The organism is Photobacterium sp. DNB22_13_2 (genome assembly GCF_052873915.1).
The window spans coordinates 156,550-169,907 of record NZ_JBNNXU010000011.1; the positions used below are offsets into that span (position 1 = coordinate 156,550).

The 13,358-nt window shown below is 52.6% G+C and carries 16 protein-coding genes; 3 read left to right on the forward strand and 13 right to left on the reverse strand.

What is annotated here, in order from left to right; translation table 11 throughout:
- Nucleotides 1-24: 24 nt before the first annotated feature.
- From ACVA58_RS16910 to bioH, 3 genes are all read right to left on the reverse strand, one after another.
- The gene (locus ACVA58_RS16910) at nucleotides 25-486 is read right to left on the reverse strand and encodes an ATP-dependent Lon protease (protein WP_446511543.1); all 462 of its coding nucleotides are present in this window, start codon (nucleotides 484-486) and stop codon (nucleotides 25-27) included.
- Nucleotides 487-560: 74 nt separating this feature from the next.
- Nucleotides 561-941, reverse strand: a complete 381-nt coding sequence (locus ACVA58_RS16915; protein ID WP_446511544.1) for a hypothetical protein — start codon at nucleotides 939-941, stop codon at nucleotides 561-563.
- Nucleotides 942-1,091: 150 nt separating this feature from the next.
- Nucleotides 1,092-1,856 (reverse strand): pimeloyl-ACP methyl ester esterase BioH, encoded by a 765-nt coding sequence (gene bioH / locus ACVA58_RS16920; RefSeq protein WP_446511545.1) that lies wholly within the window; start codon nucleotides 1,854-1,856, stop codon nucleotides 1,092-1,094.
- Between the two features lie 36 nt (nucleotides 1,857-1,892).
- Here bioH and ACVA58_RS16925 point away from each other — a divergent pair, with 36 nt between their 5' ends.
- Both ACVA58_RS16925 and nfuA read left to right on the forward strand, forming a co-directional pair.
- Complete coding sequence (locus ACVA58_RS16925) at nucleotides 1,893-2,582, forward strand: phosphoribosyltransferase family protein (RefSeq protein ID WP_446511546.1); 690 nt, start codon at nucleotides 1,893-1,895, stop codon at nucleotides 2,580-2,582.
- A gap of 128 nt (nucleotides 2,583-2,710) precedes the next feature.
- Nucleotides 2,711-3,289: a Fe-S biogenesis protein NfuA gene (gene nfuA, locus ACVA58_RS16930; RefSeq protein WP_446511559.1), complete on the forward strand. Its 579-nt coding sequence runs from the start codon at nucleotides 2,711-2,713 to the stop codon at nucleotides 3,287-3,289.
- Nucleotides 3,290-3,476: 187 nt separating this feature from the next.
- Here nfuA and ACVA58_RS16935 read toward each other — a convergent pair whose 3' ends face one another.
- The 6 genes from ACVA58_RS16935 to ACVA58_RS16960 all read right to left on the reverse strand — a co-directional run bounded on the left by ACVA58_RS16935 (nucleotide 3,477) and on the right by ACVA58_RS16960 (nucleotide 8,707).
- On the reverse strand, nucleotides 3,477-3,869 hold the full coding sequence (locus ACVA58_RS16935) for a 3D domain-containing protein (RefSeq protein ID WP_428654346.1): 393 nt from the start codon (nucleotides 3,867-3,869) through the stop codon (nucleotides 3,477-3,479).
- 105 nt (nucleotides 3,870-3,974) lie between these two features.
- Nucleotides 3,975-5,324: an MATE family efflux transporter DinF gene (dinF, locus tag ACVA58_RS16940; protein ID WP_446511560.1), complete on the reverse strand. Its 1,350-nt coding sequence runs from the start codon at nucleotides 5,322-5,324 to the stop codon at nucleotides 3,975-3,977.
- A 163-nt stretch (nucleotides 5,325-5,487) separates the two neighbouring features.
- On the reverse strand, nucleotides 5,488-6,408 hold the full coding sequence (gene cyoE / locus ACVA58_RS16945; RefSeq protein WP_446511547.1) for a heme o synthase: 921 nt from the start codon (nucleotides 6,406-6,408) through the stop codon (nucleotides 5,488-5,490).
- A 35-nt stretch (nucleotides 6,409-6,443) separates the two neighbouring features.
- The gene (locus ACVA58_RS16950; RefSeq protein ID WP_446511548.1) at nucleotides 6,444-7,472 is read right to left on the reverse strand and encodes a COX15/CtaA family protein; all 1,029 of its coding nucleotides are present in this window, start codon (nucleotides 7,470-7,472) and stop codon (nucleotides 6,444-6,446) included.
- A 12-nt stretch (nucleotides 7,473-7,484) separates the two neighbouring features.
- Nucleotides 7,485-8,033, reverse strand: coding sequence for a cytochrome oxidase (locus ACVA58_RS16955; protein ID WP_446511549.1), 549 nt, complete (start codon nucleotides 8,031-8,033; stop codon nucleotides 7,485-7,487).
- Nucleotides 8,030-8,707 carry an SURF1 family protein gene (locus ACVA58_RS16960; RefSeq protein WP_446511550.1) on the reverse strand — a complete coding sequence of 226 codons (678 nt, stop codon included), beginning with the start codon at nucleotides 8,705-8,707 and terminating at the stop codon, nucleotides 8,030-8,032. The genes ACVA58_RS16955 and ACVA58_RS16960 overlap by 4 nt, the downstream gene beginning before the upstream one ends.
- A 51-nt stretch (nucleotides 8,708-8,758) precedes the next feature.
- Here ACVA58_RS16960 and ACVA58_RS16965 point away from each other — a divergent pair, with 51 nt between their 5' ends.
- Nucleotides 8,759-8,965 (forward strand): DUF2909 domain-containing protein, encoded by a 207-nt coding sequence (locus ACVA58_RS16965; RefSeq protein WP_446511551.1) that lies wholly within the window; start codon nucleotides 8,759-8,761, stop codon nucleotides 8,963-8,965.
- An 18-nt stretch (nucleotides 8,966-8,983) separates the two neighbouring features.
- On the opposite strand, the gene ACVA58_RS16970 is transcribed toward ACVA58_RS16965, so the two are convergent.
- From ACVA58_RS16970 to coxB, 4 genes are read right to left on the reverse strand one after another with little or no spacing between them, the layout of a single operon-like run.
- The gene (locus ACVA58_RS16970; RefSeq protein WP_428654505.1) at nucleotides 8,984-9,886 is read right to left on the reverse strand and encodes a cytochrome c oxidase subunit 3; all 903 of its coding nucleotides are present in this window, start codon (nucleotides 9,884-9,886) and stop codon (nucleotides 8,984-8,986) included.
- A 9-nt stretch (nucleotides 9,887-9,895) separates the two neighbouring features.
- Nucleotides 9,896-10,495 (reverse strand): cytochrome c oxidase assembly protein, encoded by a 600-nt coding sequence (locus ACVA58_RS16975; RefSeq protein WP_446511552.1) that lies wholly within the window; start codon nucleotides 10,493-10,495, stop codon nucleotides 9,896-9,898.
- A gap of 14 nt (nucleotides 10,496-10,509) precedes the next feature.
- Nucleotides 10,510-12,120, reverse strand: coding sequence for a cytochrome c oxidase subunit I (ctaD, locus tag ACVA58_RS16980; RefSeq protein WP_446511553.1), 1,611 nt, complete (start codon nucleotides 12,118-12,120; stop codon nucleotides 10,510-10,512).
- Between the two features lie 14 nt (nucleotides 12,121-12,134).
- Entirely contained in the window at nucleotides 12,135-13,265 is a 1,131-nt protein-coding gene (gene coxB / locus ACVA58_RS16985) for a cytochrome c oxidase subunit II (RefSeq protein WP_446511561.1), read from the reverse strand.
- Between the last annotated feature and the right edge of the window lie 93 nt (nucleotides 13,266-13,358).

Genomic DNA, 13,358 nt, shown 5'->3' on the forward strand with positions numbered 1-13,358 from the left:
TTTTTTTAGACTCTAGGATCGCGGTTACAATACCACCAAATATTCCGTCGGCGGGTTAGGTACTGTAGCCTGCGCATACTTATGGGCAACCACACCTTTCGTGCGCTCTGACTGGCTGATCTGCTCCAGCGCATCAAGTAGTTCACGGGGTAGCTTGATGTGCATGGAGTAGCCCAGATCATCAACGTCAGCTAAATAACTGTCAGCCGACAGGGCTTTAACCAACATCGCCATCGATTCTTGATAACCGTAATGCTTTTCTTCAACGGCTTGCTGCTGGTAGTTGGGGTGTTCGGCAGGATCCCAAGACGGTTTCTTGAGCTGTTTCTCTTCGCTACTCAGCGCCCGCTCTTGGGCTGATGACTGCATCTCTGTCGTGGGAACAATTTTCTCGCGTACACGATTATCCCGCGCGGTTTGCTCGGTTGGCGGGTTAATCGTCGGGGCAACGGATGGCGCGCCCACCTGTACGGGAGTGACTAACATGCTGGTACATCTCTCCTGTCATCTGCGCATTAGGCTGCGGGCGGTATTGAAGTAGGGAGTAATTTTTCAAGCTGTCAGGCGACAGCCAACAGAACGGTCGCGACCGTTCCCGCTGCAGCCAACCACTGTCCTGCGTTATAAAAGCCGTCACTATTGGATTTGACCTCATCAGGATGATCCATTCCCAATGCGCCATAAGCAAAAGCTTCGGCCTTATCTCCCATATCTTTTTCCGTCTCTTGCAGTTTTGCCTTCTGCGCCATGGCATCATCAGCCTGCAACTGGCGAGCCTGGTCTGAAATCGACACCTTGGTCTGGCTAGCCGGCATATCTGGACTTTGCTTGGCCACGCTTGTTGCTGCGTTATCGTTTGCCGCATTAATATCAGGCTGTACTGCAGCCTGTAGACTTGCTGGGGTATAGGTTGACGAAGTGTTGATAGTACCGATTGTCATGTTGGTTTTCCCTTTCCACCATAGCGCTAAAGCCAGAAATAACATCGAAATAGTGCTCTAATAGTGCTATCGGCACAAACGCCAAAAAGTTTAGGCCGAACAAGTCAAGAACGTCATAAACATCTACTCTTGCTAGCCTATAAAATAATACTAACCTGTAAATGCTTTTAGCGTATCGATAAATTCATCAGGATGGGAGATAAACGGCGCATGGGAAGCCGCCTTGAATACATGTTGCTGCGACTGCGGGGCGAGCTTGTCGAGATCGCGAGCTACCTTGGCTGGCACCAAGCCATCGAGTCGGCCATAGAGCCTCAACCATGGTTGGGATATAGCACCAAGCTCTTGCCGTAAATCCACCTGAGCCAACATATCTAACCCCAACGCCAGTGCTTCCGGCTCAGGCTCGGGCCGGGACAATACGGCTTCCTTGAGGTGGCGGATATCCTGTCTTGCCGACGGACTCCCCATCGCCTGTAGGGCCATAAAGCGCTCTATTGTAGCCCGAAAGTCCAAATCCAGCTGCCGGCGAAAGTCAGCCAACACTTCAGGTTTGATCCCCCGCCACGCTTTCTCCGCGGCAAAACACGGCGAACTTGCGACTGTCACTAACTGCTCTACCCGGTCTGGTGCCTGAAGCGCGGCGCTGGTGGCGACCAAGCCCCCCAACGACCAGCCAAGCCAAGTCGCCTGTTCTGGCGCTTGCTCCAACAACATACGGGCTATTTCATCAAGACTGGTAACCGAATGAGATTGGCTATGACCATAACCTGGTAAGTCAACGACATGTACCCGGTAATGCTGAGCCAGCATAGGAAGTACTTGCTGCCATACAGCACCATTCATTCCCCACCCATGAATGAGAAGTAGATCGGAACCTTGCCCTTGGGTTTGCCAGTGAAGCTCAGCGATCATCTATATTTCCTTTATTTACGCCTAGGGATCACACGGATGGTATCGCTTATTACTCAATTCACCAACTTTCTCCGCCGCGACCATCGTTGCCAGCTATGCCACCTCCCCGCCACGGGTCCGCACCCCATCTGGTGCCAACATTGCTTTGCCCGCTTTCCATCTCCACCTTATTGCCGCCACTGCGGCCATACCCTCTTGGAGTACGCCGAACAGTGCGGCCATTGCCTTAACTCCCCTCGCCCATGGCAACGCTTCTACCGCGCCGGCGAATATCAATTCCCCCTGCGCCATGTGATCCACCAGTTCAAATTCCAGCGAAAATTCTGGCTGGCCAAACCGCTCGGTGAGCTTTTAGCGCAGCAAGTCAAGGATCCAGCCCCGTTATTACTCCCCATCCCCCTACACCCGATCCGCCGCCTGCAGCGAGGTTTCAACCAAAGCAGCCTTATCGCCCAAGCCATCGCCCGACATACCGGTAGCCACCTTGATACACAGCGAATAAAACGCCAGCGCTATACGCCTCCCCAGCATCGCCTCAGCAAGGCCCAGCGCCAGCATAACCTTGAACGGGCATTTATACTTAACGATAAGGCACTGCCTTCCCATGTTGGGCTTGTCGATGATGTCGTCACCACTGGCAGTACCGTTGCTGCAGCGGCTACCCTGCTGCGCCAGCATGGTGTAGAGCGAGTTGATATCTATTGCTTGTGCTATACCCCGGCGTAAAATTCTGCAGAAAATCATCAAGAATTGTGCCGAAATCATAGTTGCAGCGATTAATGGGTGATAGAAAGAGCAGCAAAGAGTAGAATAGAATTAATCTTACTAATTAAGTCAGGTATTACGTCGTGTCTATGATTACTATTACTGAGAATGCTCAACAGCACTTCGGCAAACTTCTGGCCCAGCAGCCTGAAGGGACAAACATCCGTGTATTCGTGGTAAACCCTGGGACCCAAAATGCAGAGTGCGGCGTGTCCTACTGTCCACCGGAAGCTGTGGAAGCTAGTGACACCGAAATCAAATTCGACCTGTTTTCAGCTTTCGTTGATGAGCTTAGCTTACCGTTCCTTGAAGATGCAGAAGTTGATTTTGTTACTGACAAAATGGGCTCACAGCTAACGCTGAAAGCACCCAATGCCAAAGTACGCAAAGTGTCTGACGACGCATCACTTATGGAACGTGTCGACTACGTGATCCAAACTCAGGTTAACCCGCAATTGGCTGGTCACGGTGGCAATGTATCACTCGCTGAAATTACCGAAGATGGCATCGCTATCCTTCAGTTTGGTGGTGGCTGTAACGGCTGTTCCATGGTCGATGTAACCTTGAAAGAAGGCATCGAAAAAGAGCTACTGGCCCAATTTGCCGGCGAGCTAACGGGTGTACGCGATATCACTGAGCACGCACGTGGTGAACACTCTTACTACTAATCGCTACCCGCTCTGAGTAAAGTCCATAAAAAAAGCGAGAGCCAAGGCTCTCGCTTTTTTGTATACCAAACTAAATAATACTGTTCACAAAGACTGTTAATTCGCTTGGTACTCTCTCGAATCTGAAAAGATAGCGGTTCTATCAAGTAAGTTAGAACAGTTATGTTTTCAGGTTTTTGATACCGTATTACGACTTCACAACGGTAATGGTCACATTGCGGCGACCCCAATTCCTTGCAGCTTTGATATCCTGTCCCATGTAGATATCAATCTTATTGCTCCAACGCTTATTCATCTTGTCCAGCACCACATATTCACCCGGTAGGCCGGAGATTTTCACGATGGTTCCGCGCTTGAAGCCCCTGCCCAGAAAATCCCGCGAAATTGCTATCGCTTTCATCCCCGGTTTCAACCGATCACCCCAAGCCGCTATCGATGGGTTGGAGTTAGTCTGGGCTCGGACCGAATTATACGCCGTTGCCGTCACTTTGTAGGACTTTCCCTGGATAGCGGCCATCGCTGGCGCGACCCAACTTATCGTCATTACCGCTAAAAAAAGTGCCAATACTGCTTTTTTCATTTAACCCCCCAGGTGACAGAATTGCTCGCATTTTAAACAGATCATGTCTCACCTGGGTAGCTTTTTTTGCCGCAAAAGTGAACAAATTAAGTCAATTCTTCCTAACTATTTGTTTGCATTAGCTGGTTGCAGGAAAATATTTTTTTGCCATTGGTAGGCAAATACCACAGCCAAACCGATCCCCCGCATTGCCATGAATCCCAACATCGCTCCCCATAGAGCATGGTTACCAAAACCAGCCAGCAACCACCAGATGGCAAAATAACAACAAGTGGCAACGAACATGCTGTTACGCATCTCCCGCCCTCGTGTCGCCCCAATAAAGATGCCATCGAGCAAGAAGCACCACATGGCCACCAACGGCACTGCAGCCAACCATGGCAGGTATTGAGCCGCTTCTTGTTGCACGGCAGGAATATCGGAAATCAGCGCTATGATGTCTCGGCCAAATACAGCAAATGCCAAGGTCAGTACCAGAGAAATCATCAGACTCCAGAAGGTCGTTCCTACCAAACTGCGGCCGAGCTCCTCACGGTTACGGGCACCAATCGCCTTGCCCACCATCGCCTCCATGGCATAGGCAAATCCATCCATCGCATAAGAGACAAGCATCAAGAAGCTCATCAACACCGCATTGGCAGCCACCACATTATCGCCTAGTGTGGCCCCCTGAAATGTCATGAACGTGAAAGTTAATTGCAGGCACAAACTGCGCAGGAAAATGTCCCGGTTAAGCTTGAGCAAGCGGCCCGTACCATGGAGTATGCTGCCCAACTTACTTCGCCACGCCGGCAGCGCTTGGCTCAACCATTGGCGAGAGACAAACCATAGCCCCAGAGCCAACCCGCTGTACTCGGCCAGTACCGAGGCAGCCGCCGCACCCTGCACTTTCCAGCCAAAGCCGAGGACAAACAGTACATCCAAGCTGATATTGACCACGTTGGTCACAATCAGCAGCCACATCGGCAACTTGGCATTCTGGCTACCGAGCAGCCAGCCCATGATGACAAAGTTTGCCAACGCTGCGGGCGCCCCCCAGATACGGATGGAGAAATACTGTTCGGCGAAGGTTTTCACCTCGCTGCTGGCCGAGCTGAAATGGAAGATAAGATCGGCTACCGGACGGTGGAACACGAGCAGCACCAGCGCCATCAACCACGCCAAGGCGATACCTTGAATGAAAACCCTTGCCTGCGCGTCGCGATCAGAAGCGCCGTAGGCCTGGGCACTGAGCCCGGTTGTGGCCATCCGCAAGAAGCCCAAGAGCCAGAAGGTGACATTGATCATGGTCCCGCCAACGGCAACCCCACCCAGATACCAAGCATGTTCGAGGTGCCCTATCACCGCAGCATCAACCAACCCCAGTAAGGGAACAGTAATATTCGACAACACCATCGGCAACGCCAGGGCAAACACCTGACGGTGCAATGTTCTATCTCGCAACGCTTGCAGCACAACAACCTCAACTCTCGATATCCGGACCGCGATTATCTGGTGTTCAGGGCCAAATAAAAAGCCCCTGTAGACAAAATCCACAGGGGCTATCCCCAGTCTGCAGGATGGGAATATTCAGGGGAAGCGGCCCAATGCTGCAACTAAGCAGTCATTAAGCCCACAGCTAAACTAGCAGCGCTGCCAGCCAGTGATCGGCCAACAAGACCACAAACAGCGCCAACAAATGCCAAATCGAATACTTGAAGGTTGCCCATGCATGGCCGGGTTCATCGGCAAATTTCAGCTTCAGCGCATAGCCGATGAAACCAAGATTCAGTGCGCTGCTACCCGCTAGATACAACCAGCCACTCATTCCGGTCAACCAAGGCAACAAGCCCACAACAGCCAGCATCAAAGTATACAATAGCACCATGGTCTTAGTGTAACTAATACCGTGGGTCACCGGCAGCATCGGGATCCCCGCCTTGGCGTAATCATCACGACGATGGATCGCCAGCGCCCAGAAGTGCGGAGGGGTCCAGGTAAACACCAACATCACCAACAGCAGCGCATGGGAGTGCAACTCCCCGGTGACCGCCGTCCAACCCAACAAAGGCGGTGCGGCCCCGGCAAGACCACCGATCACGATATTCTGCGGCGTGGCATGCTTGAGCCAAACGGTATACACCAAGGCATAACCAATCAAGCTGGCAAACGTCAACCAAGCGGTCAGGGCGTTAAGTTGCCACAGCACGACAAAACCAGCGACCATCAGCACACAGGCAAAGATCACTGCCTTATGGGTTTCAACCCGGCCTTTGGCCAGTGGACGATGATACGTCCTTGCCATCTTGGCATCAAAACGGCGATCCAGCACATGGTTGAAGGCCGCCGCTGCCGCCGACTGCAAGCCAATCCCAACCAAACCAAACACCACGGCTTTGAGCGGTGGGATCCCCGGTACCGCCAGACACATTCCAACCAATGCTGTCAGCAACAACATCGCAACCACTTTTGGCTTGGTCATGGTCAGGTAATCCTGCCATACCCTTGCCGATGTCAGAGGCTTATAGCCCCCTTTTGCTACAACCTGACTCTTTGCCATGCTCAGGCCCTCCTTTGGCTATTCCACACGCTTGATCAACTCCCCATCCGGGATGCTATTCGATTGGTATAACGGCCTGCCTGACGCATCCGGTATACCTGCATATTCACCGCCACCAGCGATAACAACAGCAAGACGCCAGTTACGTTATGGGCCACAGCGACGGATAACGGCAAGCTGGCCACAATATTGGTAATGCCAAGGCCAATTTGCCCCGCTAACACCAACAGCATCATCACCGTCACACCTCTAAGTGCCCTCTGCCGCCACAACAAACAGGCAAGCACAAACAGTACCCCAGCCGTCACTACCGCCCCGATCCTGTGGGTCACATGGATAGTGACCCGCTGCTGGTAATCCAGCACCCCGTACTGATAGGTCTCGTGCTCGGGCTGGATCAAGGCAAATGCCGAGGCGTCATAACCCTGCCGCCAATCAACCTCACACAACGGAAGTTGGGTACAGACGACAGCGGCATAGTTTGCTGCTGTCCAGCCTCCTAACGCGATCTGTCCGATCACCACCAGCAAACCAAACAAGGCAAAGGCCTGAAGGGCGGTGCTGGTATGGTTTGAAGAGGGATACAACGATGTTCTCCCCAGACGCAGCCAGAGCAGGAACAATAGGGAGGCGGTGGTAAAGCCACCCAGCAAATGCCCCATCACCACCACCGGCATCAACACCATGGTGACAGTCCACATCCCAAGCAGTGCTTGAAATACGACGGTCGCCAACAGCAATGCTGGCAACCCCTTGGGCCGAGATGGCTTACGCCACGCCATGATATTAAGAGCCAGAATCATCAGCCCCAAAGTGCCAGCCACATAGCGGTGTAACATTTCATTCCAGGCCTTGCCTGCTTCCAGCGGCGCATCAGGAAAGCGCGATGCTGCCAACGCCTGCTGTGCTTCATTCTGCGGCACCCCGGCAAAGCCATAACATCCCGGCCAATCCGGGCAGCCCAAGCCCGCTTCAGTGAGGCGGGTATAGGCACCGAGGGCAATCACGCACAGCGATAATGCAAAAGTCAGAACGACCCATAATCGAAAATGGTCCTGTTTCATCACATGCTCTCCCTAGCCGATTTTGGAAATTTTCAGCAGCCGCTTGAGATCTCTCAGCACATCCTTACCTTGTGCCAATACCGCGACCTGGCCTTTGACCAAGGGGTAAGCCATCATCACATTACCGAGCGGGTCGGCAATATAGATAGCCTTGGCACCGTACTCCAGAGTCTTGAGTTGATTAACCACATAACCGGGCACCTGACGCTGCTCTAGACCGGAAAGCTGCTTTTTGAACTCAGAGGACTGCTCTTCAAGCGTATCGCCATCAACCAACAATATGCTACTGAGTCTATCTTGTTCGGCCCCGACAGCCTGCGGGACCTGACGCAGGTTGAACAACGCCCCCTGGCACAGTTCATCGCACTGCTCAGGGAGCAAATAGATCAATTGCCACTGCTGGCTTTCACCCAGCCATTCCGAGGCCATAGGCGATTCCAACAGCTCACCGCGGTTGGTGACCCCACCTTGGTACCAGTTGAGATCCAGCATCAGCTTGGCCAAAATCACCGGCAGGGCAAAGGCTCCGAAAAGTAATAGCAACGTTCCTTGTTTCTTCATGGTTTACTCCGTCTCAACCACCAAAATGCGAGTCCAGATACTGCCAGCGCCATCAAAAACCATTGCAGCGCGTAGGCGTAATGTTTCTGCGGTCCCATTACCACCGGGATCCAAGTTTGATTGAGTGCCAGCGGACTGTCTGGGTCTATCTGTAACACCCAAGCAGGAAGGGATATGTCCATGTGCTGGCTCAAATCCGCCATACTGATGTTCTGCACTCTCAACGGATAGCCCTGACCCATCACCTCAGGCGCTAGCTCCAGCAGGGAAGACGGCGGAGCAATGATGCCGCTGACCTTGAGTTCGCCATGGTGCTCAGGCAATACCGGGATCTGATCCCGGTAGGTCGGCGCAGCAATCCAGCCTAAATTTACCAGCACCCAGCCTTCATCTACGGCAAAGGGGTAAAGCACGTGGTACCCCGGACGCCCTCGATACAGCTGGTTATCCAGCAATACCGCCTTGCTATGGTCAAACTCCCCTCGCAAGGTCAGGCTGTACCAGCGCGGGTCTGACGGCAGGCTCGCCAAGCTGTAATACATTTGCTCACTGCGAAACTTCAATGCATGACCCAAACTTTCTTTCTCCTGAGCGCGGGTCATTTGCCAAAATCCCAACTTGACCAATGTCATCAGTACCGCCACAGTAAAAAGAATAAAACCTATCCGACGCATGATTCACCCAGTCCTGACCGGAGACCTGTCTCCATCTAACCGGAGTCCCCTATGTTGCTGAAAGCCCTGATTGTTTGCCTGTTGATATTTATCGTGCTGAATCTGTTTCGTGCCCTACCGGCAATGCTCAAAGGTAAGCAAAGCCAACCTATGTCACGCCACCTCGGGCGCCGGATACTGTTCTCCGTATTCCTGTTTGCCCTACTGCTTATCGCACTGGCCAGCGGCTACATAACACCTAACCCGCGACCATACTAACGGTCATCTAGCCTAGCTTTACAAGATGTAAACAAACACAAACAGCCCGAGCCAAACTACATCGACGAAGTGCCAATACCAAGCCCCGGCCTGGAAGGCAAAATGCTTCTCGGGGGTAAAATGGCCCCGCAATACCCGCAGCCAGACAATAAACAAAATCAGAGTCCCGAGCGTGACATGCAATCCATGGAATCCCGTCAGCATGAAGAAGGTGTTGCCGTATATCCCGGCATCCAGCGTCAAGCCCATATCTTCATAGGCATGGACATACTCCACTCCCTGCAAGTAGACAAACAGTGAGCCAAGCAAGACGGTCAACAACAAAAACAGCTTGAGCTTGGGCCGGTTGTCCTGCTCCAACGCCGTATGAGCGATATGTACCGTCACTGACGAAACGAGTAATATCAGGGTGTTATAGAGCGGCAAACCAATCGGGCCCATCGCCGTTGTCTCAGCCCCCCCCGGTGTCATGACCAAAGGCCACTGGGCAATGAACTCAGGCCACAGTACCTCATGGGTCATGGCATTGTTGCCAGCCCCACCCAGCCATGGCACCGCAATCATCCGGGCATAGAACAGTGTCCCGAAGAAGGCAGCAAAGAACATCACTTCAGAGAAAATGAACCAGCTCATGCCCTGTCGAAATGACCGGTCCATCTGGCGGCTGTAGAGGCCCCCCATCGACTCAGCGATCACATCACGAAACCACCCCACCAGCATGATCAGCAGCAACCCGACGCCGGCCAGTAAAATCCAAGGTCCCTGACCGCCAAAGAGATCGCCGACCGTTGCCCCTGCCCCCATGGCAATCAGGAACAAAGCGACAGCGCCGATGATCGGCCAGCCACTGGCTTCGGGCACATAATAGTTCTCGTGGGGAGGAGTCACAGATTGATCATGCTCAGAATAGGGATTCGCCATCATTCAACCTCATTGCGTTTGTGCCGGCGCATCCGGCTGGGCGTTGTAAAGGGTATAGGCCAGGGTCAAGGTGTTGATATCCTCTGGTAGGTCAGGATCGACATAGAACACCAAAGGCAAGCTGGCCATTTCACCGGCAGCCAATGGCTGGCGGTTGAAACAGAAACATTCGATTTTATTCAAGTAGCGGGCCCCCATTCCCGGGCTGACCGAAGGGACGGCTTGGCCGACAGTATCCTGTCCGGTCAGATTTTTAGCCCGGTAGGTAATGGTATGGGTTTGACCGGGATGAACCACCAGCTGTTTAAGCTCCGGTTCAAATGTCCACTGCACGCCTGGATTGATATAGGAAACAAACTCCACCGTTATCTCACGGCTGGTATCAACCCGATCACTGGCTGCCGCCTGGGTATCCGCCGTTTTACCGTTGATACCCGTGATATCGCAAAACACGTCGTACAGAGGCACCAAGGCAAATGCAAAGCCGAACATCGCAACGGCCATCAGGGTCAAAGACCAGATAGAGCGCTGCTTTTTATTGCCCGAACCACTAACCGCTTTTGTCTCGGGGTGCTTATCAGGTTGCTGTTCAGGCTGGGGCTTATCCATGGTAAGTCCTCCGCTTAATCCACTTTAGGTGGGGTCGAGAAAGTATGGTGTGGAGCCGGTGAAGCCACCGTCCATTCCAACCCTTCAGCGCCATCCCATGGTTTGGCCGCAGCTTTCTCGCCACCGCGAGCACATTTGATCACCACCGCCAGGAAGATGAACTGGGAGAGGCCAAACAAGAAACCGCCAACACTGACCACGGCATTGATATCAGCAAACTGCAGCGCGTAATCAGGGATCCGTCTCGGCATGCCTGCCAAGCCCAAGAAGTGCATCGGGAAAAACAGGATATTGACCGAAATAATCGAACACCAGAAATGCCACTTGGCCAACTTCTCATTGAACATATACCCGGTCCATTTCGGCAACCAATAGTAAGCGGCCGCCATGATGGAGAAGATCGCCCCCGATACCAGCACATAGTGGAAATGGGCAACCACGAAGTAGGTATCGTGGTACTGGAAATCCGCTGGGGTTATGGCCAGCATCAACCCGGAGAAGCCACCAATAGTGAACAGTACGATAAAGGCAATAGCAAACAGCATCGGGACTTCAAAAGTTAGCGAGCCACGCCACATGGTTGCCACCCAGTTAAACACCTTGACCCCGGTCGGCACCGAGATCAGCATGGTGCAATACATAAAGAATAACTCGGCAGCCACTGGCATCCCGGTGGTAAACATATGGTGGGCCCATACCAAGAAACTCAGCCCGGCAATCGACGCCGTTGCATAGACCATCGAGCTATACCCAAAGAGCTTCTTACGAGAAAAGGCAGGTATAATCGCCGAAATGATACCAAAACTCGGCAAAATCATGATGTATACTTCCGGGTGACCAAAGAACCAGAAGATATGCTGGAACATCACAGGATCGCCACCACCAGCCGCATCGAAGAAGCTGGTGCCGAAGTACTTATCAGTCAATACCATGGTCACCGCGCCAGCCAGTACCGGCATCACGGCGATCAACAAGAATGCAGTGATCAACCAAGTCCAAACAAACAGCGGCATCTTCATGTATGTCATGCCCGGCGCCCGCATGTTGACGATAGTGACGATGACATTGATCGCCCCCATTATCGAACTTATCCCCATGATATGAATAGCAAAGACAAACAGGCCAGTACTCTCTGGACTATAAGTTGTCGACAAAGGTGCATAAAAGGTCCAGCCAAAGTTAGGTCCGCCTCCTTCCATAAATAGCGAAGCCAACAACATGGTGAACGCAAAAGGCAGGATCCAGAAACTCCAGTTATTCATTCGCGGCAAGGCCATGTCCGGCGCGCCGATCATCAAAGGAACCATCCAGTTAGCCAGTCCGGTAAACGCCGGCATCACCGCTCCGAATACCATGATAAGGCCGTGGACTGTGGTCATCTGGTTGAAAAAATTAGGCTCGACCAATTGTAAGCCAGGCTGGAACAACTCGGCCCGAATCACCATCGCCATTGCCCCACCAATCAGGAACATGGCAAAGCTAAACATCAGGTACAGCGAGCCGATATCCTTGTGGTTCGTCGTAAACAGCCAGCGCTTGAGACCGGTCTGGTGGTGTTCATGATGCTCATGCTGCTCGGTCTGGGTATCCTCGACCTCGGTCTGCTCACGCAACATATCCGTCATCGTCACTCTCTCCCTTATAGGTCCTGACCGTCCATTACAGCCTGCACTTCGGCAGCCTGAACGGTTTCTCCGGTATTGTTATCCCAGGCATTGCGCTCGTAAGTGATCACTGCTGCCAATTCTTTGAGGCTCAACTGCGGACCAAACGCCTGCATCGCCGTGCCCTGCTTGCCATGGACCACAATACTTATGTGCTCAAGCTTAGCGTTGGGATCAACCGAGACCCCTTGCCCTGCCAACCCAGGAAATGCCCCTGGGATCCCCTGACCATTAGCCTGATGGCACATTGCGCAGCGGGTGTTATATACCTGCTCTCCCAGCGTCATCAGTTCATCCATATCCATCTGCATTGACAACAGACGCTGCTCTTCTTCCCGCGCCTGTTGCTGAGCAACCTTAGTTGTCTGCAGCCACTCTTCGTAATCTGCTTGTGACTTGGCAATAACGACCACAGGCATAAAACCATGATCCTTGCCGCACAGTTCGGCACATTGGCCACGGTAGATCCCGGGCTCGTCAATACGGGTCCAAGCTTCGTTGATAAAGCCGGGGTTGGCATCTTTCTTCACCGCAAAGTCCGGTACCCACCAAGAATGAATAACATCTTGCGAGGTGATCAAGAAGCGAACCTTCTTACCTACCGGTAGCACCAGTGGCCGATCGACTTCCAGCAAGTAATTGCTGCGTTTTTCACGTTCATTAGTGATCTGGGCTTGGCTAGTTGCTAGCAGGGAATAAAATTCGACTTCCTCATCGAAATAGCGGTAATGCCACTTCCACTGCGAGCCGGTTACCTGAACCGTCATGTCCGCCTGGGTGGTATCTTCCATTGCCAATAATGTCTTGGTGGCAGGGACTGCCATAATGATGAGAATAACGAACGGGATCACCGTCCAGAGGATTTCAACCTTAGTGCTTTCGTGGAAGGACGCAGCGACCGCCCCTTTTGACTTACGGTGATGGATGATAGACCAGAACATCACCCCGAAGACCACTAGACCGATCACCACACAGATGTAGAAAATCGTCATATGGAGATCAAACACCCGCTGACTGACCTCGGTCACTCCCTGAGTCATATTCAGTGGCATGGGTTGAACTTCTGCCTGTGCTGGCACAACCAACAAAGCAAACAGACAGCACATCAGATGGCGAATCATCACCCGGCTCCCTCCTATCCTTTTCCAATCAAATACCCCCGTGAACACGAAATAGTTCATGGGGACAGCGCAAAATGA